The organism is Dickeya poaceiphila (assembly GCF_007858975.2).
In the GTDB taxonomy this organism is placed as follows: domain Bacteria; phylum Pseudomonadota; class Gammaproteobacteria; order Enterobacterales; family Enterobacteriaceae; genus Dickeya; species Dickeya poaceiphila.
The window spans coordinates 1,870,606-1,896,171 of the sequence record NZ_CP042220.2; the positions used below are offsets into that span (position 1 = coordinate 1,870,606).

Consider the following 25,566-nt stretch of genomic DNA (forward strand, 5'->3'; position numbering starts at 1 on the left):
CTGTCGCTCCTTAGCTGTTAACAGATGCGGCCAGGTTCACCAGATACTTGTCGGTGATACGCTGACGCAGCGTGAGGTTTTCCAGTGGCGGCACCGGGGTGTACTCGTAGTCGATGTACAGCTTGCCTGCCTTCAGCGTTTCTTTATCGTTGGCGCTTTCATCGAACCAGCAGTCAGCGTCGATGATGTAGCCGTTGGATTTCAGTTCGCGGAATTTAGCCTTGATACCCTCGATAATGTCGCGGATCAGGGTGGCAGTTACCGGTTTGTCAACCGCCCACATGTGCGCTTCGGCCATGGTGTCGGCCAGTACCTGCGCCGTGCGGGTGTAGTTTTCAAACAGGAAAAGCGGATCGTCGGAACAGGTGCGGTTACCCCAGAAGCGGAAACCGTCCTTACGTACCAGCGTGGTCACGCCAGCCTGGTTCAGCAGGTCTGCATCGCTGCCGATGGTCTGCAGGTCCCAGTACACGCTGGCGGAGATGCCGGTAACACCGTTAACGCCGACGTTAGACAGGGTTTTGTGCCAGCCGGTTTCCTGGTCGATTTTGGCACGCAGGCCCAACGCGCGTGCGGTGGCGTAGGCAGTCGCGCTGGCGTTGGTCACGGTGTTCCAGGCGATAAAGTCCGGCCAAATTACCATCAGCTCACGCTGATTAAAGTTGCCGCGGTATTTGATGGCATCGGACAGGGTCTTACAGCCATAAGCGCTCACATAACCGAAGGCGCGCAGCGACTGACAAATAGAAGCCAGCGCGGTGGCGACAGGCTGGGAATCCAACCCTGGAACGCCGAGGATGCGCGGTTTCACGCCAGTCACTGCCTGGGCATCCAGCAGGGCTTTCATACCGGTGTATTTGCCGTTGGCATCGGCGCCGCCGATGATGTTGGACACCGTTTCAGCCTCATTGGCGCCTTCGGCTACGCGAACGACTACCGTAACCGGTTTAGTCTGGTCACCGATGGCTTGCAGCGCAGCAGCCAGCGTACCGGTTTTACCGGCTTTGCCTGCGGCGGTCAGCACATCGGTAATCAGCACCGGTGTATTCAGTGGGAAAGTGGCGGCGTCAGCATCCGGTCCAGTACAGACCATACCGACGATCGCGGTTGATACAGTTGAAATGACGCGGGTACCGTCGTTGATTTCGACGACCTGCGTACCGTGATGAAAATCACTCATCAAGAATGTCTCCTGTTGTGGGGTGGGAGTAATAGTGCCTTGACAGGAAACAGAAGGCATCCGAATGGGGTTTGGTATCCGATGGCACAACAGGGAAATAAGAAAGAGAATTTAATTTTATTTAAAAACAAATGGTTATTTGAAAATAAAAAAGATGCCGTTGCGGTGACAACGGCATCTTTGGCATGGCGCACATCAGAGTGCGTTAGTGTGAGCAGTGAATCAGGCAGGCATAGTCGGCCAGTCGATAGCCGGCGCAGTGGAGAGATTCACCCGGTTTAACAATACCAGATAGGTTTTCCAGTCTTTCAGCGCCTGAACTTCCTGCTCGCTCGCCATGTTCAGCTCAACGGCGTACTGCAGTACGGTCAGGCGTTTTTCCGCCTGAGCGAGGTAACTGGCCTGTTGCTGTTGAGCGGCGTTGAGCTGCGCGGCCTGCTGTGCCTTTTCATCAGCCACCCATTTATCGCCCTGCCAGACATCGTAGGCAGAAGAGGGCGGCAGTAACGTCAGGGTATCAGGCAAGGCACCCGGTTGGCTTATCTGGCTCGGTTGCCGCGTCTGTTTATCGTAAGCGGTCTGCCCGCGATAATCGCTCATGCTTTCCCAGCTTGAACCGTCCTGACTGCGCACGATGGTTTGGCCGGATGGTATTTCCGGCGGTGCATCAATAAAACTGTGCGCCGGAATGCCAACGCCTTCCATCAGGAATTCCCGTGTGCTGCCGATATATTCCCGTGTTTGCGGATCAATATGGTAAACCTGAATATATCCATTGCCGATACTCAGCCCCTGTTCATTCAGCTGAGTCGTATTTTCGTTTTGTGTTGTCATGATTAACCTGCCTTAACGATATAGCTGAAAGCAATATTACGCGGACGGGTAGCACCCCAGAATTTTTCGCTGGCTTGTTTTTCCGATTTGTTGGTATCTAACCAATATAGAGTACGATCATTACCATCGGGTTTGTCTGCATTACATTCGGATAGATTACCAATACCGTTAAGTGTTGGATAAGTTCCATCGTCTCCAGTAATATGAGTAGCGGCTTGTGCTGATAACAGTTTTCTGTCTGTATCCACCCCACGCCCATCATCCCAGCCGCGAATAAATTCGCCGCGCAGATCCGGTAAGGCACCGGCGGGATATAATTTTGTCAGTTGCGGATATTTTGCGGTATCAAATGCCTGTCCATTACATTTCAGCCAGCCTTCCGGCGCTTCCGCCAACGGCCAGGGTTGTGGAATACCGACCAACTCTTTCAATCCATCGGTAGGAGCGGGAGTGATAGCAGGAATATACTGCTGCTCCACATGGCATCTACAACATCCATGTAAATTGCTGCCAATATGAGTATGATTATTTTGATATAAATTATCTTTGCCTGGTATCAGGTCAAATGAACAGAAGGGGTTGTATTTTTTCATGTATTTTCTCTCAATGGAATAAAAGGTACGCTGGTGATCTTGCGTATCGGTATTGTTTCGTGAAAATACATGTCGTTCATTATAATTCTGTTGTGTGAAAGACGGGAAATACGATATTTGCTTTATGTGTTTATGGTAAGTGTCATAATGCTTACCATTTATTCTTGTGAGTGTTTTTCATAATATTACTTATGCCTTACTGGCAGATATTTATAAATGGTTTTTTCTGACACACCAATAATATTCGCAATTTGCCAGCGGGTTGCGCCATTACTCAACAATGCTCTGGCATGATCAATCGCATCCGGCGTCATAATGCGCCGCCGCCCACCAATGCGACCGGCTGATCTGGCTGCTGCCAGCCCTGCACGGGTACGTTCGACTATCAACTCGCGCTCCATCTCGGCCAGCGCACTCATCACATGGAAGAAGAAGCGGCCAGCGGGTGTTGAAGTATCAATGGCGTCGGTCAGGCTACGAAAGTGAATTCCCCGGCCTTGCAGGTCCGACACCATGGTAATCAAATCACGCACGCTGCGACCCAACCGGTCCAGTTTCCAGACAATCAGCGTGTCGCCGCGTTTGAGTTTTCGTAACGCTCGCTTAAGCCCTGGCCGCCGGGCATTTTTGCCGCTGGCCTGATCTTCAAAAATCAGTTCACAATTTGCACTGACCAGCGCGTTTTTCTGTAATTCGGTATTTTGATCGCTGGTCGATACCCTGGCATAGCCAATAAGCATAACGTAACCTCCTGAAAAGGCTGATTGTATTTATCTCCTTGTTTTCTCGCAAACCTGGGTTTAAGCGACACACTAAAAATCGCGGATATCGTCGGCATCCCGTTGCCCTGGCCGCAAGCCACACCGCCCGCCGGCTGGCTGAAATGCAACGGTCAGGCCTTCGACAAAAACGCTTTCCCGAAACTGGCGCAAGTCTACCCCGGCGGCGTGCTGCCGGATCTGCGCGGCGAATTTATTCGCGGCTGGGATGATGGACGTGGGGTGGATAGCAACAGAAGCCTACTTTCGCTGCAGGGCGATGCGATTAGAAACATCACCGGGTTTGTAAGTGGTGTTTATGTTGGATTTGATGCTTACACTGGTGCGTTTTATGATACTGGTTCCCGAAATTCGATAGCACCAGCATCAGCAGTTGTTGCACAAATGAATGATGACTTTGCGTTTGATGCTTCCAGAGTGGTGCCGACAGCCAACGAAAACCGCCCGCGCAATATCGCCTTTAGCTATATAGTAAGGGCGGCCTGACCATCTGGTTGTATCGATCCAATAGCTATCAAACTGCTATTTACGCGGTGAGGAAACTCACCGCGTTTTACAATATGTATTGTTGTCGTCCTGTACCGTCATCGATACGTCGATTACAGTTTTGGTGTAATACGCCACTTTCTTTTACAGGATTTGACTATGCGCCTTTGCTTACCGCTTCTTTCTATGATCCTGCTGGCCCATGTTGTTCAGGCCGCGGATATTCAAACTGAGCAGTACCAGATTACGTTTCCCGATAATGATCGGGTCAGTTATCACGGCAAATGGCAGGCACGTTTCCCCAACGGTTTTCCTATGGGGATCGGTTCCGGGTTGTCATTCATCGGGCGTGATGGCGATAAACTCACCTTTGCTACCGTTACTGATCGCGGACCCAATGCTGATGCACCGGAATATCAAGGCAAAGAGGCGAAAATTTTCGCCGTACCTGATTTTACCCCCTCAATGATGACCATTACTGTGGATGCCAACGGTGCGCAAGCCACAGCACGCCGTCAGTTGCATGATAAATCGGGTCCTGTCAGCGGTTTGCCCTTGCCCGATTCGCTACTCGGCACGACCAATGAGGTAGCACTCAGCGATGTACTGAAAAAACTGTCGGATGATCGCCGTGGCCTGGATACCGAAGGGATTACCCTGGATGGACAGGGAGGATTCTGGCTCTCAGACGAATACGGACCATTTCTGATTCATATTGATGCACAGGGCAGCATTCTGGAAAAGGTGGGACCAACGCCACTACCCGGCGAGCAAGCCGTCGCCAGCGGTTTACCCAACATTCTTAAATGGCGACAACCTAACCGGGGTTTTGAGGGCATCACCCGGATGCCGGATGGTCGTCTTCTTGCTGCGGTACAAAGCACGCTGGATATCGAGGGGAAAACCCAAAATAAAGCGTTGTTTATCCGTTTGGTCAGTTTTGACCCTTCAACAGGTAAAACGGCTATGTACGGTTATCCACTGGATGTGGATCGGTGGAAAAAAACCGGTGATGCTAAAATTGGCGACATGGTGGCACTGAACGATCATGACGTATTGGTGATTGAACAAGGTACTGGCAAGAACAAGGTGATACACAACCTGATCTATCGTGTCGATCTGCGTGACGCCAGCGACCTGACCACATTCGATGCAACTCAGCCAGCAGAGTGGAATGATGCCAAAACGCTGGAGAAACGCGGCATCGTACTGGCGAAAAAACAACAACTGGTTGATTTACGTCAGTTGGGCTGGAAGCCGGAGAAAGCTGAAGGGTTGGCGCTGATTGACGCCAGCACGCTGGCGGTAACCAATGACAATGATTTCGGTTTACAGTCTGTACTGGTTAACCCCGCCAATGATGTGAGGAAAATCGGCAGCTATCAGGTCGGGCCTGACGGCAAACTCTTGCTAGACGGCCACCCTGTCGATACACGGGTGGAACTCGAATCGCTCCCTAAGGATGAAGCGGCCAGCCAGTTGTGGATCATCCACCTTCCTCAACCGCTTCGTTAAGAACCAGTGGCATGTCAAACGGCGCATCCTAAGTGGGTGCGCCGCTGTTATTTATCCGGTACACAAAAATTTTTCCTGACATTATATTTCCCTATCGGAAATAATTGTTTACAGTGTAAGCCATTGTGAACATTTAGCGGTATTGTTGGAGAAAAAGCGTGACAGGTTCCACCGCGATTGACGTACGCCAGCTGATAAACCAGCGTCCTCTTGGCGCTTATCAGAAACTGATCGTTTTCCTTTGTTTTTGCATCATTGCGCTTGATGGCATGGACATCGCCATTATGGGTTTTATCGCTCCCTCGCTAAAGTCAGCATGGGGAATTGGCAATGCCGAGCTGGCCGTGGTTATCAGCGCGGCGCTGATTGGCCTGGCGGTGGGCGCGATGGTGTCCGGCCCGCTGGCAGACTGGCGTGGACGTAAAACTATCATTATTGCCAGCGTATTCCTGTTTGGCCTGTGGACGTTATTAACCGCCTTTTCCCAGAATTTGCAACACATGGTCATTTTCCGCTTTCTGACCGGGTTAGGTTTAGGCGCTGCGATGCCGAATGTCGGCACGCTGGTATCGGAATTTGCACCGGAGAAAAAACGTTCCTTCATCATTACCGTGGTCTTCTGCGGTTTCAGTTTCGGCGCTGCCAGCGGCGGATTTGCCGCCTCCTGGATGATTCCGCAGTGGGGCTGGCACTCCGTATTGCTCATGGGCGGTATTCTGCCACTCCTGCTGGTGCCGTTTTTGTTGATGAAACTACCAGAATCGGTACGTTTTCTGGTCAGCAAGCGTGCAGGTTCGCGCCAGATACATCGCATTGTAGATAAAATTGCCCCTGGCGTTACCCAGGCCGACAGCGTGTTTGCTATGCCTGTGGCAGAAAAGTCACCAGCTTTTGCTGTACGGCTGGTGTTATCCCGCTCTTACCGTTTTGGTAGCGTCATGTTATGGGGCGGCTACTTCTTTGGCCTGTTCATGGTGTATTTGCTGGGAAGCTGGTTGCCGACCGTCATCAAAGAGGCGGGCATGAGCGTGACTGAAGCGACTGTCATCACGGCCCTCTATCAGGCTGGGGGTACATTCGGTTCGTTATTCGCAGGCTGGCTAATGGACCGGGTTAACCCGCATCTGGCGCTGGGTGTCATTTATGCAACCGGCGGTGTAGCCACTGCAATGATTGGCGTTACTCATGTTTACTTCGTGCTACTGGCTATGGTGGCGTTCGGCAGCGGTTTTTGTCTTAACGGTGCCAATACCGGTATGAATGCGCTATCTGCTCGTTATTACCCGACGGAAGCCCGTGCTACCGGTTCAGGCTGGATGCACGGCATTGGGCGCATGGGGGCCATTATGAGTGCGTTTGCCGGTGCACAAGTTGTCAGTATGGGGTGGGGATTGAGCGCTATGTTCACTATTCTTGCCATTCCTGCGTTGCTGACGTCACTGATGATCTTCGCTAAAGGTCAGTTTGGCTACAGTCGCCCCCCCGTCGCAGAGTTGAGTTATTAATGCATTAACGCCCGGCTAGCCGGGCGTTTTTTTAGAACAGATTAAAAATTACCGACTACGTTTAGCATGTCTCTCGCGGTTATCCTGCCGGGCCTGATCGGATTTTCTCAGCGATACATAGCAAGCTCCGGCCCCCCCGTGAAATGGCTGAGCGGCACAGAACGCCTGCACTGCATCAAACTGCTGCAACCACCGAAACAGGTAGTTACGTATGACATTGGCATGTGATTTATCATGCCTGATTTTTCCGTGAATAATTAACAGGTTACGCAAATGATGCTGCTGTGCCTCCCGCATAAATGTGAATAGCTGCTGCCGACAAGCTTCGACCGGTTGACGTAACAGATTCAGGCTGGCATCCAGCGGATATTTTCCCTGACGCAGTTTATCCACCACGCCCTGTTGGATACCCTCCTTCCTGAACTCCAGCGGAGTATCACACGAAAACAGATCCAGAAATCCGGTAATCAGGAAATTATCCTGCTCTGGTTCCTGCATACGATGAGGCGCCGTATTCGGCAGGGCGGACTTCAGGTGAACGACGGTTGAGGACGGTTTCAGCGGTTTGACATCGTCCATGGCGCTCAGAAACAGGGCTTTTTCGTCAGGAGTCATCGTGTCGCTCGCAATTATCTACACACTACATCCCTACTATAACCAGAGCACCATCAAATATCACCTGCAGGCAGAGAACAGAAACGCGGTGAGTTTCCTCACCGCGTGGTGGTTTACTACAGAGTAGACTTCGGTGCAGTCTCCACCGTCAGGCGGCCCTTACTATGTAGCTAAAGGCGATATTGCGGGGGCGGGTGGCTCCATACCCAAACTGCCAACCATTTGAATCCAAATCTTGTGCACCCACCGTCTCCACATTTATAGCGGCACGTAGCATGGCATAATCGCCTTTGTTGACAATATCAAACCCCATAGATTTGTATGTATTGGCACTATCGTTGTTTGCATGTATCAACGCCCCCACATTTACTGAGTTTAAGTTGGGATCTGAAACGGTCAGCGTTCCTTTTTGCCAACTTAGCAATTCACGGGCAACATCCACTCCCCGCCCATCATCCCAGCCGCGAATAAATTCGCCGCGCAGATCCGGCAGCACGCCGCCGGGGTAGACTTGCGCCAGTTTCGGGAAAGCGTTTTTGTCGAAGGCCTGACCGTTGCATTTCAGCCAGCCGGCGGGCGGTGTGGCTTGCGGCCAGGGCAACGGGATGCCGACGATATCCGCGATTTTTAGTGTGTCGCTTAAACCCAGGTTTGCGAGAAAAGCTGATTTATCGGCGATATCAGCGCCGTTTTGCTCTTTGAGCAACGCGGTATTTTTGACGAACGCGGTGGTAGCCAGCTGTGTGGAGTTTGCGTTTTTTTCTGCTGTTGGCGCAGTGGGAACGCCAGTGAAAGCTGGGCTGTTGAGCGGGGCGTATTGCGGGTGAGGGTTGGCGGCGGTGACATGCGCGTTAAGTTGGCTGTCGGCGTACGCTTTCACCTCAATCGCTTTATCATCGACGTATTGCCGTGTCGCCAGCACTACCGACGGGTCGATTTTCAGGGTAACGGCATCGGCGCTATTGACGATCAGGATCATACGGACGGTTTGTACCCGGCCTGAACCTTCTTGCAACTGTGGTTTATAGGTATCCGCGCAGTTCGCCACAGCAACCAGATCGCCGTCGCTGTCGTACAGGCCGATCTCACGTATCCACCAGCCGCCTTCATTTTCAGGAATAACCTGTTCAGCAATGATTTGGTTGGGGTTTTTGGGATCGACACTCAGTGCGTTGAGTGGCGCACGGCGTTTTTCATTGACCAGTTTGGTTTGAGCGGGCATCGGGGTCGGCAGGCTGCCGCCGCCATCGCCTACCGCCATTTGCGTGATAGCCAGATGGCTACCCAGCGCGGTGGCGTTAGCCAGTTTTGCCGCGCCGATATTCGTTAGTAAAGCAAAGTATTTTGTACTCATGCAGATTACTCATACGGTTAACAGGATAGGATGCCGCAACGGGCATCGGGGAAGTCGGGGGAACTGACTGGTGATCACCAGCCGGCAGAGTGCCCCGGCTGTGGATTGAGTAACGGTAGTATGCGGGAGTATCCGGCGAGCCGCACCACACGGGCGTTGGCGTAAAGCAGAGACAACAGGCGGGTATGATTCGACATAAAAAAAGCCAGCGCAGGCTGGCTTAAGGGGAGGCGTGAATCAACCGCCGACATTCAGATCATCAATAAGGTGAATGGCTGCACCTGTGAACTCTTCGCCTGATATGCTGATGGTTTCCGGGAAGTAAGGGTAGATGGTCAGTTCGTCGCCGCTGTAAGAGCTGGCACCCAGCGAGACGCTGCCTTGTGTATCCAGATTGATGTTCAACCCCAGCATCTGGCGGCTGACGGGTTTGGCATCGGCAATCAAACGTTCCAGTTCGTTAAACGATTCCTCCGTAATTCCGGAGTCCTGGATGCCGATATCCAACCGGAAGGTGCCGGGGGCGTCACCGGTTTGCCACCATTCTTTGATGCGAATTAGATATCCCAGCGGCTCGACCACCCGGCGCAGCGCGCCGACGGTGCCCTTATGCCGATGGATAAAAAACGCATCTTTGATGACTTTGCGTTTGACGGACTCTGACCAGCTTTCATCCCAGCGATCAACCGACAGTGTCCAGGCCAGATAAGGCAGCAACTCGACCGGGCAGGTATCAGGATTCCAGATCTGGCGCAGGGGAATCGGCACTGTTTCCAGACTGGCGCCCGTGGTTGCAACCGCATGTTCCAGGTCGGAGGAACCGGGGGGAAGCAGGGGGCTTTTATTCATCCGTTCCCCCCAATGTCAGGGTGTAGCCGGTGCAGTGCGACGCCTGAGTATCGTCCAGTACGATATCCGCAGACGGACTCGCCAGTTCCACCCGCTGCACCCCTTCCACATGCAGTGCCGCGTAAATGGCGGAGCGGCGGATGTCGCGTCCCAGACGATGCTGGGTTGTGACATAACTCTGTAGCTTCTTCTCGGCAGCAGCACGTATCGGTTCGGCTTCCGGTCCGGGGTACAGATAAAGTGTGGCACTAATGTTGTAAGGAACAATCACCGCTGATTTGACGGTGACCCGGTCAGCTACCGGCCTGACGTCCTCGGCGTTAAGCGCGGCATTCACGGTGGCGATGAGCGCATCACTGGCGGTGCCGTCGTTTTCGCGCGACAGAACCGACACCAACACCTCAGCAGGGCCGGGGCTGATAACGGAAATATCCGCTACCTGGCCGCTGGCGCTGCGCCCATGGAACTGGTAAGCGCCGATGGAACCCGCCACGCTTAGACCTTCATAAGCCTGCTGGATACGCAAGCGGAAGTCGGTATCAGACTCCATCACGGCGGCGATGGGGGGAACGGCGGTCGTATTGGCTGGGGTGATCACCAGTCGGGAAACGTTGACGTTAGCACCCAACTGGTCCAGGTCGTTGCCCCTGGCGAATGCCAGCATACCGGCCTGCGCGGCCTCATTAATGCGCTGGCGCATCAGCAGTTCGCGGTAAGCATTTTCCTGCAACAGCTTCACCAGCGGTTCAGATTCCAGTGTCAGCGTGCGTGCGACGGCTTCTCGCTCATCACCGCTGTAGAGTGATAACAAGGTTTCCTTGCGCGACGCGTACAGGGTTTCATAATCCAGCGTTTCAACGACGCTTGGGGCGGGTAACTGACTTAAATCGATAATAGGCATGATCTCAGCTCACGGGAATGGTTAACGAAAGGGGGGTGCCGTTGCCGGCCAGCGTGCCGGAAATATCCACAATCAACTGGCCGTCATAGTGGCTTTCCATTGAGATGGATGTCAGCGTCAGTCGGGGTTCCCACTTCAGCAGCGCGACATAGCAGGCCGCCTGCACCTGTAGCTTCAGTGCGGGTGTCTGCGGCTGGTCAATCAGGGTCGAAAGCAGTGACCCATAATCGCGCCGCATCACCCGGCTGCCTTGCGGGGTAGTCAGAATGTCGCGTACGCTTTGACGCAGATGTTCCAGATCGCTGATGCGTTTGCTGGTGTTGCGATTCATGCCGGTGTACGACGTACTGGTCATAGAGGTCCTCCTGTTGTGCCGCCGCCACTTTGTACGCCGCTGTGCTGATGGGTATGCACCACCACGCCATTAGAGGAGAAACTTCCCCCTGAATGGGTGACGCTGCCTGTGATGCTGCCGCCTTGCTGCACTTCAAGGGTTTGGGTGATCAGCTTATGCGTACAGACGACTTCTGGGGTATCCAGCGTGATGCGTTCGCTGGCGTTGATGGTGACGTTTTTGGTGGTAACGGACACGGATTCCGCCGCGACGACCGTGGCGGTTTTGATGCCGGTGACGGTCAGTGCGCCGTTGGCTGGTTCATATTCCATCACCGCGCCATCAGGGAAGCGGATGTGGCAGGCATCCGCAGAAACCGATGGCGCGGGATGGCGTTCGCTATAAATACCCGGTACGACAAACGCCGTATTGAGTTCACCTCCTATTGCAAGTATGAGTACCTGTTCACCCACCGACGGCGCCCACCATTCGCGGGAACTCCCCGCACGACGGGACAGCCAGTGGAGCCACCCGGTGACCATGCCACCGGTCTGCACGCGGCAGCGTGCCTGCTGGGTATCGACTTCGGTAACGACGCCGATACGAATCAGGTTACGCAGCGCGCGCTGGATTTCGGAGAGATATTCGTATGTATTCATGGTGGGAAGAATGCGTCTTCCCGCGAAATGAGACAATTTGCCGTGGTTGTGTGGCTTCTGATAGCACCGTTGCTACGCCACATTATTCCAACGCGTACGACCCCGCTTTTCGCGGTGGAACAGGATGATGACAGGATATAAATCCAGAAGGGCAAGTCGTGGTTATTCCTGGTAAATGGTTATTCCTGGTAGCTAGTGCGTTATTCTTGAAATAACGTGCGATAAGGAAAATAACCGCGAAGAGAGGTATTCAATTAGCGGATGCCGCTGCGGTAATAAAATAGAAATAAACGAGGGGATGATAATTATTGAGCGGGTAATAACCATTCGGTATGGTTAGCAATGAAATAAACAGGCCGTTTTGTCACGGCCTTATCAGGGAAATATATCTCAGAGCATCAGTTGCCTTGCCATTGGCTGATTAATTCACCTGCAATATAGAGTGAATAGGGGCGGCTAACTGGTTCGGGCGGTGTGGGTTCCGGTTCATAATGCACTTGCAGCGTCTGATTCTGTTCAGTGACGCGATTGCGTTCCGTCAGATTAAGCCGAACGGACAATGTGCTGGTGTTATCGGCATGGTTATCGATGGTGAAACTGATACCTTTATTGCGAATGCTCTCGCGTGTTAACAAGTCTGGTTGATTTTGACGCACCCAGAGTAACAGGGTGACAAAAAGCGTATCCGGGTTATCAGTGAAGTTATTCAGCGTCAGCAGCAACTGATAGCGGTATTCGAATGACAGCGACGGCTCCTGCAATGCAGCAATTTCACCTTCCTGAATCCGAAACTGTAATCTATTACTTAATGAAGGTAATGCCGTAGTCAGTGCAAGTCTGAGGCTTTGCGGTTTTTGCATAGTAAGATTCCTGGTGTGGCGACGATCTCCAGGTTGCCTGATTTGATTTAATTAAGGCGAACATGGAACCAATGAGCCTGATTATTCCCAGATATTAATGCTTTCCTGTGAGCTGGAAACGCTAATATCGGGCAGGGTCACGGCAGTGCCGTGTGGCAGAAGCGGACCAAAGTCCGCCAGCCCTGGGTTAGACTGCATAACCGTTTCTACCACGCCTTGCGTGCGGCCATAGTAGCGGTAACAGAGCGCGTCCAGGGAGTCGTCCTGATGGGCGTAGACTTTCATGTGACACCTTTAATTGCAGATAAAATATTGCAGATAAAATAAGGCCGAATAAAACGGGTCTTTTCTGACCCTTTATCCTCCAGAGGATTGGTGTTGCCCGCAATACAGGAGCGCTGTAGCGCTGATGGCACAACAACGGATAAAAAACGTTTCGGTGAACAATTCCCCCGACCGATATTGATCGGCAGGGGGAGTGCGTGTTGTTCTACAACTCGAATTATTTAGGGTCTATAAAGTGAAATATATCACCAACGAACAGATCTACACTGGGTCAAATAATACAATTTATATAATACAGGTCATGTAATACAGGTCATGCCAAATGTATATACCGGTTTTAACCGGGTAGGCTGTTGTTATTAAACAGTCTGAATACGAAAATAAATTTTGCTGTGTATCGGTCTGGCGCGTTGGCCACAGAGAAAATCCATTAATTTGTATGTGCTTCTGGCGGAGTGCCAGATTATTTCATGTCGGTCGTTATTATCCATCGCAATCCCTCACAACGTTTGTTGTTCGAACCATTCCTTCATTCGTTGCCCATCACTGCTGTTCTTCAGAAATTGTTGGTAATCACTGTTCGGGAGTTCGCCGTGAGACAAGTCGGCGATTAACGACATGGCGATTTTCATTTCTTCAGGATTACATTGTGATATCAAAGATATATCGGCAATCAATCGAATCCTTGACAAGGTCAGCTCTCTGCTTTCAGTCTGTTCCACGGTACCTCTTCCATTGTGAGACTGTATTTATGTACAGTACTTTAATTCAGTAGTATTAGTCAACTTATAAGTGCAGGACCTGTGCACTCATGATGCGCTTTTCATCAACGGCGAATATAGTTTTATTCCTAATTTCATCAATCAGTTGACCGTTAATTCTTACCCTGGCCCCGCGCACCAGCGCCTCCCGTTCCCAGCGAGAGGTTTCAATGCCTTGCTGACGAAGACGGGGGTGTAACGATGCCAACTGGTCACGCTGAAAATAGGTTAGTCGTGCTGAAGGAACACGAGGAATATCACTAAATGCGTAAGGGCGAACGCCCGATGAAAACGCTCCCCCACAGTTATTGACAGAACTCCAAGGGCGACTATGCCGATAGCCATCGACGACATCATTGCTGGCATGGTGTTTAGCGACAATTTGCCATTCATCTGGTCGGGTGGTGAATACCTGTTCGCTGCCGCACTGGGCGGAAAAAATACCCACGGTGCGTACAATCGCTTCGTCGTAGGCGTTTAATCGTTCGCTGGCGGCTCTGGCGACACGGACTGACTGGTGTTTTCGGGCAACGTTTGCACCGCCTTGTGCTTCGATATAGGCGGCAAAATCGCCGCGATCGGCGGCGTATCTCACCATCTCGGCCTGCTCGCCCAGCGAGTCCGTCAGGGATAGGCTACGAATCCTCCGGCATTCACGGTATGCGCCAACCGTGGGCAGACCGATAAAATGGAACTGAGGAATACGCCAGAGCGATGCCCAGGCCGAGGCGGCCGCAGCCATATCTTTCAGCGGCTTTCCGGTTTCATGGTCTGATTCGCCATCCAATGCATAACCATCAATGTTTTTAGCGATATATTTGGCGACATAGGCCGTTGCACCGCCTTTGTTGATGTGTTTGCAGTCAAACAAGCGTTGTACTGCGTCGCTGTTTTCCTGTTGCAGCACATAACGTCGCAGGATATCGACAATCGCCTGACGTTGTGCACGTTCACAGTACAGCATCATGTGCCAGTGCGGCGTGCCGTCGTGATGAGGCTCGACGACCCGCAAGCCGTAGATATGCAACTTGCGATCTTTGAGCGCAGTACGGATTTTGCTCCAGAGTTTGACCAGATAGTGCTGGGTCATTTTGGGCGAAGGGCAATCCGGCATCCATGTGGTGTTAGGCAAGACCTGGTTATTGCTGCGGGTACGAGTAGGATGATAATGGCCGGGAGCGGTCAGCGTTACCAGCATACCCATATGGTGGTGTGCGGTGGCGTAACGTTCAATGCCCGCCAGCATCGCCATCAGTTCCATGCGCCGAATGTTTGGGTTGGCGATACTGGCCATGACTTTATCGACCAAATCCACACGCTCGCCACTGCGGGTGTTTTCCAGCTCGCGGCTTTTCAGAAAATCCAGCGTCGCCAGACGTCGGTAGCGGATATCCTGCCAGGCCTGACGGCTGAGAAACGCAGACGCAGCGCGGCTGACTTCGCCGCTGGCAATCCATAATGCTTCGCGCCAGCGGGTTCGCTGGATTTTCAACTGGCGCTCCCACCATCGGGGAGTGACCAGTCGCATGATGCCGGAAAATACCTGTTCTAACGTCATCGACCCGTTTTGATGACGATGCCAGTGGGCGGGCGTTACGTTTAATGCGTGCGCCAGTGCCGCTAACTGGCCATAGATGTGCGTTTGTGTTTCATGACTGAATAGCGGTGCATGACCACTGGCCGATTTCTGTAAGTAGCTTTCGCAGCAGGCGTTGTAGGCATCGTTCATATGGCCGGCAATGCGACGGGCAAAGGCGGATAAGACCTTGTCCGGCATGTCCGGCAATTGATGATACTGTTCCGCTTCACTGATGAAGTGCGACGAACCGGCGGTGTTCATTCGGTAACGGGTATTAACGGCGTCGATCCGGGGCCACAGCCGTCGGTGAACTACCCTCAGCAGATAGTTGAACGCAACCTGTAGCCCCTGATGTTGCTTCAGATACTCGAAACGACGCCGAAAGTGATCGGCCAGAAAACGTGGTAGCAGCGCCAACTGATACAGTACTGCTTGCCCTTGTTGCAGGGTATCCGAAGACAGCGTGCTGGATTCAGGCAGGATGGCGGAGCGGGGGGCATTCCAGGCATAGACCCAGTGATGACACCCGTTGTCAGCGCTTTTTTCAGTTTCGTCAGACATCATAACCAACCAACGTGTTGCCTACCCGATGAGCGTATGCCGGATTAGCGGCGCAAATAGCTGCATGTTGCTCCAGCCAGTCAGCCAGTAAGTTTGCCGTCACGACGGCAAGCGATAGTGGCGTTGCCGCTGCTCGCGGATTTCCTGGCAGGAGACGCAACACACCACCCCCGGAATCGCCTGACGGCGGGCTTGAGGAATCGGAGCCTCGCAATCCTCGCAGACTGATGAGGACGGCGTCGCAGTGGAGGTGCGTGCCTGAGCGATTTGTGCGTCCAGCAGCATGGCTTGCTGCTCCTGAGAAATGTCCATACTGTCTGCCATCAGTACGTCTCCCATATCTGGTGCCGGATTTTTTCAGCTTCCTGTTGCAGCAGCGCTACCAACGCCTGCAAGGACAAGCGTTCTTGCCAGGCGTGCTGTGCCAGTTGCTCCAGATGCTCGCTATAGCGATGCGCAAACTCCGTGCGCCAGACATCATTCGGAGGAGCGTCCTCCGCGATGGTGTGGGGCTGATGTATTAATCGTGTGTTTTTCATACAATCTCCTGATAATAAGCAGCAACAAATCCTGCCTGCCGAACGGCGGCCTTTGCGCTGGTGGTTGGGGTAATGACGGTTGTTTTTTGGGTGAAATTCGTTGTCAGTGAAAAAACGGCTGCTAGCCTGAATAATGTTCGGGTTTGATGCTGGTCAGGATGTCTGGCGCATCGATAAACATGCTGTGTAATTCACCCACCGCGCGAATTAGCGCTTTAGCCCATTGGCAATCGGGATCGTCAATGCGCCGTAAAGGCTGATTAAACTCCTGGTTGGTAAGCCCGGCATGAAAAAATAACGTACGACGCTCACTGAGGGTGAGGGATCTAATCGATGGTAATAAATGGGTTTGTTCCTGTTTTTCCGGTTCCCCGAACGCGCTGCGCAGTTCGCTTAGTGCACTGACAATCCTTTCTCTGGCCATCTCATCCATCTCGTCCAGGTAGTAGACGCACCAGCGTTGGTGCAATGCGGCATGAAAACACAGCGTGCGCCGATAGCGTTCAGATAATCGCCGGTAAAATAGGCATGTCTGTTCCCAGCGTGAATCCGCAAAGTGTTTTCCGAGAAGCGCTCGCAAATTTGGCGGCAGAGTCTGTAGATGCTCGGCGGTAAAAGCATAATGTGGTTTCATGATTACGCTCGCTCGCCATCATGGCGGTTAGTATTTGGCGTCAGGATTTTACGATTAACTTCATTCGATTTTTCGAATTTAATTTTAAAGTCATTGCTGCCATTCACAGGAATTAAACGGCAGTCCCAATCCGATAACGTATGGATAGCTAAGGCAACTAAAAATAGGGTTGCCGTCCAGAAAGGAGTGAATGCCGTTTTTGCATTTGCAAAATAAGGTGGCGCGATGGTACTGCTGATTGCCGGATGTTGTTGCCCCGTATGATGCGGGATACGCCACATTACAGGTACTGGCGCTACCGCTCGCATTGCATTGTGCAAGCAGGTGAAAGTCGCCCTTACCTGAACAGGTATACTATGAGGTATGCGGTTATCGATGGAAAAGTTCGTTTCTGTGCTAATGAATCCACTCGATGAAGTAGGATTATCCTCAGAAATGAGCGATAGAATTGAAATCTCGTCCGACATAAAGCAATATCTCCCCCAGGCTAGGGTGTTCTATGGTGTTACATGTGCTATGTAGACACTATAAAACACGTAACGTGTATATGTAAATACTCGTGAGGTGTTTTTGAATACAAATGGTGATGCCGCGTCTGCGGCCTCCGTGCTTGAGCGCATTATGTCGAGCTATGGAGTAAAGACTCAGAAGGAACTGAGCGAGGTGACTGAAATACCGACCAATACAATCAGTAACTGGGTTCAGCGAGGGAACGTGCCGGGTAATATTATTCTGAAATGTGCGCTTGATACTGGAGCGGATGCCGGATGGCTGGTAACAGGTGAGTTTGCAAATGCAAATGTTTTTGCCCATAAATCACCACTGAAGGGTAAAGCGCTTTATGAGCAGATTCTGTCATCAGGCGGTAAGGCGGTGCTGCGTCGTATGCTGGATGCCTATGGGTTCAGTACGCAAAAAGAACTGGGGGATTTGTTGGGTATTGCGCCCGGTACGATTAGCACCTGGATTCGCCGTGATTTCTTTCCTGGGGATGTGGTGGTTACCTGCGCGCTCGATACCGGAGTGTCTCTGGCGTGGCTGGCGACGGGTAAGGGGTCGCCACAGCAGCATGACACCCCTGCCGGTCGCCACGATGACGGCAACGTATGCCTGATTCCACGCAATGTGTTGAAAACCGGTAAATTACAGGAAGCAGGGGAATGGAAGGCTGACCCACAGTTTATTCCAGCCGGATTGCATACGCCTTTGTTGGTTGAGGGCAGTTCGTCTTCCTGGCTGGTGGATACCGGTATTACCAGCATCAGCAATGGCCGTTGGTTGCTGGATATTGATGGTAAGAACGATATCTATGACGTCGCACTGCTGCCGGGGCGCAAAATGCAGGTCGAAGGTGGCGGTTTGCAATTCCAGTGTGGGGTGGATGAGGTTACACCACGTGGTGTGGTGGTGCTGACACTCATACCCAGTTTATGAGATCAACACACCCGGTGCGTTCATCATGCATAGCACCGGGTGTGTTTTTATTTGACCTTTATCATCAGCCCTGACATGTGATGGTCGTGACAATATTTATTATCTGGTCAGAAAAATAACGTTGAAAATGTGATGCGTGGTCGGGAATGATTTTACTTTTGCTGAGTTATCCAGATTGTATAATTTATATACGGCAAAAAATAATGCCACGCATGTAAAAATGCATCACATAATTAACATTGCTATTACATTGGTTTTTATTTTTGGGGTAACAGAATAAAGCCGAAATTATAGCTGATGGCTATCATGCTGTTATTTTATTTTTCATATTGTTGTTCGTTATCATCTTTCAGATAAATATCTATTTCCTTCTAATGATTTGGTTTTTCTATTTTTAATTTAAGACGATATGAACTGTGATGACTGTCTAATTGTTTAGTGATTTCTCACGCTTTTATTAAACTACGGTATATACAGGCCGATAAATTTTCGAGGCTGGGATGCGCAGTCTGAAAACCTGGATGGTAGTCATTTACTGAATTATTACGTGGCGATGCATTTATCCGTCATGATTGCCATGCTGCAAATATTATGGCAATCGGATAACGATAATCATAAACAGGTGATTCTATGAGTATTCTGGGTGAAAAATACGATAGTCTTAAAGTTGGAACCCGGTTGTCACTAGGGTTTGGCTCGGTGCTGTTATTGTCGCTGGTGGTATTGGTTTCCGGCATCTTTGGGTTTCGTGCCGTGGATGATAATAATAATAAGGTGCTGTTGACCAATCAGCTTAATGCCGCATTGGCTCAGGCTCGCGTCTTGCGTACGCAATTTCAGTTTACGCATGACTACAATGTTATGGAGAAAAATGGGGTACTGGTCAATAAAATGGGTGACATTATCGTTCAGGCTAAAAGTCTGAGTTGGGATAAGAACACCATTGATGATATCGAACGTATTGATCAGGATTTGAAAACTTATCGCACCGCGCGCGATGCCTTTATTACCGCCAGTAAAACGCGAGATGCAGCCGGGTTGAAAATCGGCCAGGATGAAAGCGAAAAGGTGCTGGAAACGTTCCAGAGTAAGTGGCAACAGGCAAGTGGGCTTCCCGCTGACATCCAGATAGTGCTGTATCAAGTCAGTGATCGTATGTCAGCTATCCGCGATATGGCGCATGATTTGCTGCTGGCACCGTCTGACAACACGCTGGCGACTACCCTGAAAGGTATTGATACCGCGGAAAAGGTTATTAAGGAAAAAGCCGGGTACGTGCCGCCGGAAGTGCAAGCGGGGTTGAAAACAGCATGGGATTATTTTCTGGCGTATCGCCAGTCTGCCAGGGCTTATCTGGTGGCATTTCAGGATGAAACCCGTGCCAGTCAGGCCATGACGGCTGCGGCGGAGGCAGTGAATACAGATGTATCTACCCTGTTTAACCAGCAACTGGCTAATTCCAGCCAGACCATCCAGTCATCGGAATTAAAAATGACGGTGACCGGGGCTGCGGTCATTTTGCTTGGCATCGTCATGACATGGCGCATTGCGGTGCAGATTGTGGACCCAATTCAGCAAGGGTTGTCAGTGGCGGAGCGTATTTCCAGCGGTGATCTCTCGTCGTCGATCAGTTCTTCGCGTCGTGATGAGCTGGGTATGTTGATTTCCGCCATGGCAAATATGAACGACAAATTGCGAACCATGATTCTGGATATTCGGGAAGGGGTGGGAAATGTGGCGTCGGCGTCGGCGGAAATCGCCGCAGGCAACACTGACCTGTCCTCCCGCACCGAACAGCAGTCGGCAGCGGTGGTGGAAACCGCTGCCAGTATGGAACAGTTGACCTCGACGGTAAAACAGAACTCGGAAAATGCGCATCATGCCTCGCAACTGGCATCGGAAGCGTCGCAAAATGCCATCAAGGGCGGTGAAATCGTCAGTAACGTGGTGAAAACCATGAACGATATCTCCAGCAGTTCCAAACGTATTTCTGAAATCACGTCGGTGATTAATAGCATCGCGTTTCAGACTAACATTCTGGCGTTGAATGCGGCGGTTGAAGCGGCGAGGGCGGGTGAGCAAGGGCGCGGTTTTGCGGTCGTCGCCAGTGAAGTCCGCAATCTGGCACAGCGTAGCTCGCAGGCGGCTAAGGAAATCGAAGGGCTGATTCAGGAGTCGGTTTCACGGGTCAATACCGGTTCCGAACTGGTGGATGATGCGGGTAAAACCATGCAGGATATCGTGCGCTCTGTCACGCATGTATTTGACATTATGGGTGAAATTGCCTCTGCATCGGATGAGCAGAGCCGCGGCATTAGCCAAATTGCTCAGGCCGTTACCGAACTGGATAGCACTACACAGCAAAATGCGGCATTGGTGGAAGAGTCATCTTCGGCAGCCAGTTTGTTGGAAGAACAGGCGCAGTTACTGATGCAGACGGTATCCGCGTTTCATCTGGGCGATGATCATCATTCGCATCATGGCGGTGCAACGGCTAATCATCAGGCATTATTGCTGAGCAAACCGGGCCAGTCAGGCCGGAAAACGGCGCATAAGAAGGCTGAGTCGCAGCCGGCTGGCGGCACAACACACCATGCTGATAAAGATGAATGGGTGAAGTTTTGAGTGGCATGACAGGGTTAGCATCAGCGGGCGCTAACCGTGTTAAATCTTAATCATAACAGTCAGTTCTCATTACCTCGGTTTGGGCAATGTCGTTACAACTGCGGCGTTGCCCTTTTTTTATTGGATGTTGGTCATATTTATCGGATGCAGGTCATGTCTTGTTGTTGCAGTGAAAGTCGCACGGTGTGACTAATGATCCCGATACGTATTCGCCGGTTTCCAGTACCCGCTGTGAAAATCATCAACCGGAAAACAGCCGCCGTTACGAATTTGCTGTTCCTCCATGGCCCCCAGACATTGTGGTTCATTGATATAGGTTCCCGCGACCAGACTCTCGCAGTTACCGCCCAGGTAACAGACAAAGATCACCAGTGCGAACATAGATTCCTCAACAAGTTGGGTGTTGATGTTACGCGTTGATTGTGAGTGTAGATGAAAAAAACCGACCGGGAGCGCCGTTTACCGCGACCCGGTCAAAGATTAATCGATGGAAAGCACCACATTGGCGCCATCGCGCACCAGATCACGAGGCAGGGTATTTTTCAGCCGCTGACCGACGCGTTTGGTCAGCCCCAACGTGGTCTGTTGCCAGGTCAACAGCATCTCATCATGGTTGATGAAGGAGGGGGGGTAAATGTCTTTGCCTCGATACCAGTCCACAGCCTGCTCTGCGCTGAGCGCACAGGCATTCGCGCTGTCAGGGTTGCCCAACGCCACGATAGCTTCATGTTGCCAGCGATAGCCTTTGGCAAAGCGCTCTGCCAGTTTGATGCCGATGCGGGAGAACCGTATTCTGCCCAGCATTGGTTGTACTGCTGTCGGAAACAACCAGATTTCATCGTCCCGCTGCCACAGTTGCAATTGCTGTTCTGACCATTGCAGACCTACCTGTCGGGCATGTTGGCGAATCAGCTGTGCATCCTTGTGGCTGAGAGGGGTAAACGGCAACTTACCAAGTTTGTAATCCGGCGCTGCCAGCGGCGGTACGCTGGCGGTTTTACGTAAACGCGCCACAAAAAAACCTTCGCTGTCGTAAATTTGCGGGAAGACGTGTAAGAACCCCTCATCGGTGAGCGCACGATGCGCTTGCGGGAAGAGATCCTTTAACGATTCGCTCTCGCAGGCATCGGGGAACTGTTGCATCAGCCAGCGGCAAACATGTTGGTTTTCCTGATGATTCAGCGTGCAGGTGGAGTAAATCAGTACGCCGCCTGGTTTCAGAGCATGGAAGGCGCTTAGGATCAGCTCGCGCTGGGTCGCCGCGATATCGGCGATGCTTTCCAGCGACCAGTGGCTCATGGCGGCAGGATCTTTCCTGACCACACCTTCACCAGAGCAGGGCGCATCCAGCAGGATGGCGTCAAACGTTTCTGGCAAAGCACTGCCGAATACCCGGCCATCAAAGTGCGTCAGCGCTGTATTGCTGACTCCGCAGCGGTGCAGGTTGGCGTGCAACACCTTAACCCGGCTGGCAGAGTATTCATTGGCGACGATAACGCCCTGATTGTTGAGTCGGGCGGCGATCTGCGTGGTTTTGGAGCCGGGAGCGGCGGCCATGTCCAGCACCTGTTCCGGGGTATCATTTCCCATGAACAGTGCGCTGACCGGCAGCATAGAGCTGGCTTCCTGAATGTAGAACAGGCCGGCCAGATGCTCCAGCGTGTTGCCGAGCCGCATGGCTTCTTCATCAGCGTTCAGTAACCAGAATCCTTCATCGCACCAGGGTACGGCTTCCAGTTCCCAACCGTAGGGCGCGACCAGCGCAAGAAAATCGGGCACGCTGATTTTTAACGTGTTAACACGAATACTGCGGCGCAGTGGTCGCTGGCAGGCATCGATAAAGGCATCCATGCTCAGATGCGCAGGCATGATGGCTTGCATGGCGGTCAGAAAATCGGGAGTGAGGGAGGCGGGAATAGGTTTGGCCACAACAACGGTTCCGTTACAACAACAATCAAAACGCCAATCTTACCATATCCCGGCCACCGGGAGGGATAGCGACTCACCGCTACAGGTGCGGGTGAGTCGCAGGTATCGGGCTTATCGTTCCGGTAGCGCTGTTCCCCAGTCGCGCCAGCCAGCCGGTTCTTCGCCGTGCAACAGGAAGTGTTTGCCAGCTTGTGCGGCAGGGGCCAGCGGAGTAGCCGGCGGCGTAGCAAAGGCGATGCCGCCACGAATAAATTGCTGGAACGTGCCGCTCTTGATGACGCCGCCGGTCAGGCCAAATTGCAGGTTATAACCAGAGGCCAGCCAGAATACGGAGTTATCACGCACCAGATGAGCGTGGCGTTTACTGATGCGCAGCGCGACCGATACCCGATCAGACAATGCGCCGAGCGACAGACCGGTTACCGTGCCGACCTCAATCCCACGGAACAGCACCGGGGTGCCTATCTGTAGCGATCCGGCTTCAGCGGTGTCAACACTGATGTTCAGGCCATCCTGATAACGGGAGTCGGAAATGGTGGCTTTCTGCAGCTCAAAGCTACGGGTAACGGCGCCGTTACCCGGTTCGACGTTGATGTAAGGCTGGATCAGCGTTTCCAGATGGTTCACTCCGGCGGCGGAAATTTCCGGCGTCACCACCGAGAAACGGGTGCCGGCGCGGGCGAAATGGCGTACATATTCCGGGTACAGCACCGCCTGCACCCGCACTTCATCGCGCTGTTCCGCCAGTTTTAGCGATTCCAGTTGGCCGATATCGATACCGAGATAACGGATCGGCATTCCCGCGGAGAGTTTGCTGGCGTCGTAGGTACGCAGCGTGATCCGGCTGCCAATCGCTCTGGCGGCGGTTTCGTTGTTATATAACGGACGTTTGCCGCCTTGTACGTCGGCAGCGCCGTCCACGTTATCGAAACTAATGGCGCCTTTCAGCGCCCGGCTGAGTGGAGACGCTTGTACCGTCAACCCTGCGCCGTTGAGTTGCACGCGTGCACCGCCCTCGGCCCAGAAAACGCTATTATCGGTGAGCAATTTGCGGTATTCAGGCCGGATATACACATCAATTTCGAAGGCTTCCGCTTTGGGACGAATGTGGGTGATTTCACCGACCTGAAATTTACGATACAGCACGACCGAGCCTTCCTGAATATCCGGCAGGCTGTCGGTCAAGAGTGTCAGTGTCGTCGGCAGGGTAGTGCCCTGAATCCCGGCGCCGGCTTTTTCCCGATCACTATAGAGCGGGTAACGCGACTGGGCATCGCCGGTTGAACCCGGCAGCACGGTGACGCCGCCGTTCAGCCACTCCTGGGCGCTGGCGCCTTGCATCTGCACACCGTCAAGTCCCAGCTTGACGTTGACTCGGCTGCTGGCGATGAACTGACTGTCTTTGTGCAGCAGGTGACGGTATTGACGATCAATGACCGCGCTAAAATTGACGCCGTTATCGGTTAGCGTGCGTTGAACAATGCGGCCAATTTGTACGCCATGCAGCATAACCGGCTGGCCGCTGTCGATGCCGTAACTCTGGCTGGCGGTTAATTCAACAATGAGCGCACCCGGTTGCTGTAGCTGCTGCTGGGTGGCGTCAGTGACGGTGAAGTGCTGTTGCGGCTCGCCATCGCCGGGAACCAGCGTCAGCGTGGTACCGCCCAGCAGACCTGGCAGGTTGAGGTCGCTTAGCGACAGACGCGGCGTGGCCAGTTCGATCTGGGTGTTTTCCCGCATCAGCGGCACTACCGATGGGTCAACAATCAATTCTCCGGTAACGCGCTGGTTCGCCTCAAGGGTGAGTCGTTGCAGCGTGCCGACCTCTAATCCCTGATACAGCAGTGGCGTATGTCCGGCCTGTAGCTTGTCGCCGGAAGGCAAGTCCAGCGTAATCTGTACACCACGCTGGCTGCGCGCCAGATCCGGGTACAGTTCGTAGTTCTGATCCGCTGCTGCAGGCTCGCCCTGTTCAGGGGAGTCAAAGGCGACCGCGCCGTTAACCAGCGCAGACAGATTTTGCATCTCGACGGTGGCACCGCTGAGACTGACGTCTGCTTTCAAACCGGAGACGTTCCAGAATCGGCTGTTCTTTTTCACCAGAGCGGTAAAACGGCGATCAATCAACACATCGATCATCACGCCGCGATGATCGGCATTAACGCTGTAATCGTACACTTTCCCGACGGGAATTTTGCGAAAATAGACCAGTGACCCCGCATTCAACGAGCCGAGATCGTCGGCGTGCAGGTGCACCAACAATTCTCCGCTGTTAACACGGTATTTGGGTTGGTTGTCTTGTGCGGTGAAATGGCTGGCGGGATCGCCGTGACCGGGCAACATGCCGATGTAATTGCCGCCGACCAACGCATCCAACCCGGACACCCCGGCCAGCGAGGCTTTGGGCGTCACCAGCCAGAACTGTGTACCGTTGCGCAGCGCGTCTTTCATGTCGCTACGAATGCTGGCGATGACCTGAATAGTGCGCAAATCATCGCTGAGTTTTATGTTGCGCACGGTGCCGACTTCAACCCCCTGATAGCGCACTGGCGTACGGCCAGGGACGATGCCGTCCGCCGACACGAAATCGATAGTTACCGTTGCGCCACGCTCCTGCTGGTTGGTGTAAAGCAGCCAGCCGGCGATCAGCAGCGCGATAAAAGGCAGCAGCCAGAATGGCGACAGGCGACGTCGGGTTTTGACATTGGCTTCAGTGGGGGGCATCGGCGTTGGGTTTTGCATGGTTATCCTACTA

Annotated in this window: 27 protein-coding genes; 5 read left to right on the top strand and 22 right to left on the bottom strand. The window is 52.6% G+C overall.

Features of this window, described 5'->3' with window-relative positions:
• Positions 1–10: 10 nt before the first annotated feature.
• The 4 genes from Dpoa569_RS08365 to Dpoa569_RS08380 form a co-directional block, all read right to left on the bottom strand.
• On the bottom strand, positions 11–1,180 hold the full coding sequence (locus Dpoa569_RS08365; protein WP_042870912.1) for a phage tail sheath protein: 1,170 nt from the start codon (positions 1,178–1,180) through the stop codon (positions 11–13).
• 222 nt (positions 1,181–1,402) lie between these two features.
• Positions 1,403–2,014, bottom strand: a complete 612-nt coding sequence (locus Dpoa569_RS08370) for a tail fiber assembly protein (protein ID WP_042870910.1) — start codon at positions 2,012–2,014, stop codon at positions 1,403–1,405.
• 2 nt (positions 2,015–2,016) lie between these two features.
• A complete protein-coding gene (locus Dpoa569_RS08375) occupies positions 2,017–2,607 on the bottom strand; it encodes a phage tail protein (RefSeq protein ID WP_042870908.1) in 591 nt (196 codons plus the stop codon).
• A 185-nt stretch (positions 2,608–2,792) separates the two neighbouring features.
• Complete coding sequence (locus Dpoa569_RS08380) at positions 2,793–3,347, bottom strand: recombinase family protein (protein WP_042870905.1); 555 nt, start codon at positions 3,345–3,347, stop codon at positions 2,793–2,795.
• Between the two features lie 24 nt (positions 3,348–3,371).
• On the opposite strand from Dpoa569_RS08380, the gene Dpoa569_RS08385 reads away from it, so the two are divergent.
• From Dpoa569_RS08385 to Dpoa569_RS08395, 3 genes are all read left to right on the top strand, one after another.
• A complete protein-coding gene (locus Dpoa569_RS08385; protein WP_146411235.1) occupies positions 3,372–3,872 on the top strand; it encodes a phage tail protein in 501 nt (166 codons plus the stop codon).
• Between the two features lie 159 nt (positions 3,873–4,031).
• Entirely contained in the window at positions 4,032–5,387 is a 1,356-nt protein-coding gene (locus Dpoa569_RS08390; RefSeq protein WP_042870889.1) for an esterase-like activity of phytase family protein, read from the top strand.
• A gap of 158 nt (positions 5,388–5,545) precedes the next feature.
• Positions 5,546–6,892 (top strand): MFS transporter, encoded by a 1,347-nt coding sequence (locus Dpoa569_RS08395; protein ID WP_042870888.1) that lies wholly within the window; start codon positions 5,546–5,548, stop codon positions 6,890–6,892.
• A 48-nt stretch (positions 6,893–6,940) separates the two neighbouring features.
• Here Dpoa569_RS08395 and smrA read toward each other — a convergent pair whose 3' ends face one another.
• From smrA to Dpoa569_RS08465, 15 genes are all read right to left on the bottom strand, one after another.
• Entirely contained in the window at positions 6,941–7,507 is a 567-nt protein-coding gene (gene smrA / locus Dpoa569_RS08400) for a DNA endonuclease SmrA (protein WP_042870887.1), read from the bottom strand.
• A 148-nt stretch (positions 7,508–7,655) separates the two neighbouring features.
• On the bottom strand, positions 7,656–8,861 hold the full coding sequence (locus Dpoa569_RS08405; protein ID WP_146411238.1) for a phage tail-collar fiber domain-containing protein: 1,206 nt from the start codon (positions 8,859–8,861) through the stop codon (positions 7,656–7,658).
• A 74-nt stretch (positions 8,862–8,935) separates the two neighbouring features.
• The gene (locus Dpoa569_RS19730; RefSeq protein ID WP_256376383.1) at positions 8,936–9,058 is read right to left on the bottom strand and encodes a hypothetical protein; all 123 of its coding nucleotides are present in this window, start codon (positions 9,056–9,058) and stop codon (positions 8,936–8,938) included.
• Between the two features lie 40 nt (positions 9,059–9,098).
• Complete coding sequence (locus Dpoa569_RS08410) at positions 9,099–9,710, bottom strand: phage tail protein I (RefSeq protein ID WP_042870886.1); 612 nt, start codon at positions 9,708–9,710, stop codon at positions 9,099–9,101.
• Positions 9,703–10,611 carry a baseplate assembly protein gene (locus Dpoa569_RS08415; protein WP_146411241.1) on the bottom strand — a complete coding sequence of 303 codons (909 nt, stop codon included), beginning with the start codon at positions 10,609–10,611 and terminating at the stop codon, positions 9,703–9,705. Before Dpoa569_RS08415 ends, Dpoa569_RS08410 begins: the two co-directional genes overlap by 8 nt.
• A 4-nt stretch (positions 10,612–10,615) precedes the next feature.
• Positions 10,616–10,966 carry a GPW/gp25 family protein gene (locus Dpoa569_RS08420; protein ID WP_042870882.1) on the bottom strand — a complete coding sequence of 117 codons (351 nt, stop codon included), beginning with the start codon at positions 10,964–10,966 and terminating at the stop codon, positions 10,616–10,618.
• Complete coding sequence (locus Dpoa569_RS08425; protein WP_042870880.1) at positions 10,963–11,604, bottom strand: phage baseplate assembly protein V; 642 nt, start codon at positions 11,602–11,604, stop codon at positions 10,963–10,965. The genes Dpoa569_RS08420 and Dpoa569_RS08425 overlap by 4 nt, the downstream gene beginning before the upstream one ends.
• A gap of 398 nt (positions 11,605–12,002) precedes the next feature.
• On the bottom strand, positions 12,003–12,464 hold the full coding sequence (locus Dpoa569_RS08430; protein WP_042870878.1) for a phage tail protein: 462 nt from the start codon (positions 12,462–12,464) through the stop codon (positions 12,003–12,005).
• Positions 12,465–12,545: 81 nt separating this feature from the next.
• Positions 12,546–12,749 (bottom strand): tail protein X, encoded by a 204-nt coding sequence (locus Dpoa569_RS08435; protein WP_042870876.1) that lies wholly within the window; start codon positions 12,747–12,749, stop codon positions 12,546–12,548.
• A 500-nt stretch (positions 12,750–13,249) separates the two neighbouring features.
• The gene (locus Dpoa569_RS08440; protein WP_146411244.1) at positions 13,250–13,471 is read right to left on the bottom strand and encodes a hypothetical protein; all 222 of its coding nucleotides are present in this window, start codon (positions 13,469–13,471) and stop codon (positions 13,250–13,252) included.
• A 64-nt stretch (positions 13,472–13,535) separates the two neighbouring features.
• Positions 13,536–15,653 carry a replication endonuclease gene (locus Dpoa569_RS08445; RefSeq protein WP_042870870.1) on the bottom strand — a complete coding sequence of 706 codons (2,118 nt, stop codon included), beginning with the start codon at positions 15,651–15,653 and terminating at the stop codon, positions 13,536–13,538.
• A 96-nt stretch (positions 15,654–15,749) separates the two neighbouring features.
• On the bottom strand, positions 15,750–15,974 hold the full coding sequence (locus Dpoa569_RS08450) for a TraR/DksA family transcriptional regulator (protein WP_042873933.1): 225 nt from the start codon (positions 15,972–15,974) through the stop codon (positions 15,750–15,752).
• Entirely contained in the window at positions 15,974–16,189 is a 216-nt protein-coding gene (locus Dpoa569_RS08455) for a DUF2732 family protein (RefSeq protein ID WP_042870869.1), read from the bottom strand. The genes Dpoa569_RS08450 and Dpoa569_RS08455 overlap by 1 nt, the downstream gene beginning before the upstream one ends.
• 121 nt (positions 16,190–16,310) lie before the next feature.
• Positions 16,311–16,823, bottom strand: coding sequence for a hypothetical protein (locus Dpoa569_RS08460; RefSeq protein ID WP_050569452.1), 513 nt, complete (start codon positions 16,821–16,823; stop codon positions 16,311–16,313).
• Positions 16,824–16,825: 2 nt separating this feature from the next.
• On the bottom strand, positions 16,826–17,290 hold the full coding sequence (locus Dpoa569_RS08465) for a hypothetical protein (protein WP_128569725.1): 465 nt from the start codon (positions 17,288–17,290) through the stop codon (positions 16,826–16,828).
• 154 nt (positions 17,291–17,444) lie between these two features.
• Here Dpoa569_RS08465 and Dpoa569_RS08470 point away from each other — a divergent pair, with 154 nt between their 5' ends.
• On the top strand, positions 17,445–18,257 hold the full coding sequence (locus tag Dpoa569_RS08470) for a phage repressor protein CI (protein ID WP_042870865.1): 813 nt from the start codon (positions 17,445–17,447) through the stop codon (positions 18,255–18,257).
• A gap of 630 nt (positions 18,258–18,887) precedes the next feature.
• The gene (locus tag Dpoa569_RS08475) at positions 18,888–20,882 is read left to right on the top strand and encodes a methyl-accepting chemotaxis protein (protein ID WP_042870864.1); all 1,995 of its coding nucleotides are present in this window, start codon (positions 18,888–18,890) and stop codon (positions 20,880–20,882) included.
• Between the two features lie 189 nt (positions 20,883–21,071).
• Here the strand turns inward: Dpoa569_RS08475 and Dpoa569_RS08480 are convergent, their stop codons facing one another.
• From Dpoa569_RS08480 to Dpoa569_RS08490, 3 genes are all read right to left on the bottom strand, one after another.
• Positions 21,072–21,263, bottom strand: a complete 192-nt coding sequence (locus Dpoa569_RS08480; protein WP_042870862.1) for a YdfD/YebW family protein — start codon at positions 21,261–21,263, stop codon at positions 21,072–21,074.
• A gap of 99 nt (positions 21,264–21,362) precedes the next feature.
• Complete coding sequence (gene rsmF, locus Dpoa569_RS08485) at positions 21,363–22,811, bottom strand: 16S rRNA (cytosine(1407)-C(5))-methyltransferase RsmF (RefSeq protein ID WP_042870860.1); 1,449 nt, start codon at positions 22,809–22,811, stop codon at positions 21,363–21,365.
• Positions 22,812–22,922: 111 nt separating this feature from the next.
• Positions 22,923–25,553: a PqiB family protein gene (locus Dpoa569_RS08490; RefSeq protein WP_042870857.1), complete on the bottom strand. Its 2,631-nt coding sequence runs from the start codon at positions 25,551–25,553 to the stop codon at positions 22,923–22,925.
• Positions 25,554–25,566 lie beyond the last annotated feature (13 nt).

Coding starts and splice junctions, on each gene's coding strand:
- Dpoa569_RS08365 (WP_042870912.1), bottom strand. CDS start 1,180: ATGAGTGATTTTCATCACGGTACGCAGGTCGTCGAAATCAACGACGGT.
- smrA (WP_042870887.1), bottom strand. CDS start 7,507: ATGACTCCTGACGAAAAAGCCCTGTTTCTGAGCGCCATGGACGATGTC.
- Dpoa569_RS08480 (WP_042870862.1), bottom strand. CDS start 21,263: ATGTTCGCACTGGTGATCTTTGTCTGTTACCTGGGCGGTAACTGCGAG.
- Dpoa569_RS08460 (WP_050569452.1), bottom strand. CDS start 16,823: ATGAAACCACATTATGCTTTTACCGCCGAGCATCTACAGACTCTGCCG.
- Dpoa569_RS08435 (WP_042870876.1), bottom strand. CDS start 12,749: ATGAAAGTCTACGCCCATCAGGACGACTCCCTGGACGCGCTCTGTTAC.
- Dpoa569_RS08475 (WP_042870864.1), top strand. CDS start 18,888: ATGAGTATTCTGGGTGAAAAATACGATAGTCTTAAAGTTGGAACCCGG.
- Dpoa569_RS08390 (WP_042870889.1), top strand. CDS start 4,032: ATGCGCCTTTGCTTACCGCTTCTTTCTATGATCCTGCTGGCCCATGTT.
- Dpoa569_RS19730 (WP_256376383.1), bottom strand. CDS start 9,058: ATGTCGAATCATACCCGCCTGTTGTCTCTGCTTTACGCCAACGCCCGT.
- Dpoa569_RS08420 (WP_042870882.1), bottom strand. CDS start 10,966: ATGACCAGTACGTCGTACACCGGCATGAATCGCAACACCAGCAAACGC.
- Dpoa569_RS08370 (WP_042870910.1), bottom strand. CDS start 2,014: ATGACAACACAAAACGAAAATACGACTCAGCTGAATGAACAGGGGCTG.
- Dpoa569_RS08450 (WP_042873933.1), bottom strand. CDS start 15,974: ATGGCAGACAGTATGGACATTTCTCAGGAGCAGCAAGCCATGCTGCTG.
- Dpoa569_RS08445 (WP_042870870.1), bottom strand. CDS start 15,653: ATGATGTCTGACGAAACTGAAAAAAGCGCTGACAACGGGTGTCATCAC.
- Dpoa569_RS08405 (WP_146411238.1), bottom strand. CDS start 8,861: ATGAGTACAAAATACTTTGCTTTACTAACGAATATCGGCGCGGCAAAA.
- Dpoa569_RS08425 (WP_042870880.1), bottom strand. CDS start 11,604: ATGAATACATACGAATATCTCTCCGAAATCCAGCGCGCGCTGCGTAAC.
- Dpoa569_RS08465 (WP_128569725.1), bottom strand. CDS start 17,290: ATGTCGGACGAGATTTCAATTCTATCGCTCATTTCTGAGGATAATCCT.
- Dpoa569_RS08375 (WP_042870908.1), bottom strand. CDS start 2,607: ATGAAAAAATACAACCCCTTCTGTTCATTTGACCTGATACCAGGCAAA.
- Dpoa569_RS08490 (WP_042870857.1), bottom strand. CDS start 25,553: ATGCAAAACCCAACGCCGATGCCCCCCACTGAAGCCAATGTCAAAACC.
- Dpoa569_RS08470 (WP_042870865.1), top strand. CDS start 17,445: ATGTCGAGCTATGGAGTAAAGACTCAGAAGGAACTGAGCGAGGTGACT.
- Dpoa569_RS08415 (WP_146411241.1), bottom strand. CDS start 10,611: ATGCCTATTATCGATTTAAGTCAGTTACCCGCCCCAAGCGTCGTTGAA.
- Dpoa569_RS08455 (WP_042870869.1), bottom strand. CDS start 16,189: ATGAAAAACACACGATTAATACATCAGCCCCACACCATCGCGGAGGAC.
- Dpoa569_RS08410 (WP_042870886.1), bottom strand. CDS start 9,710: ATGAATAAAAGCCCCCTGCTTCCCCCCGGTTCCTCCGACCTGGAACAT.
- Dpoa569_RS08430 (WP_042870878.1), bottom strand. CDS start 12,464: ATGCAAAAACCGCAAAGCCTCAGACTTGCACTGACTACGGCATTACCT.
- Dpoa569_RS08380 (WP_042870905.1), bottom strand. CDS start 3,347: ATGCTTATTGGCTATGCCAGGGTATCGACCAGCGATCAAAATACCGAA.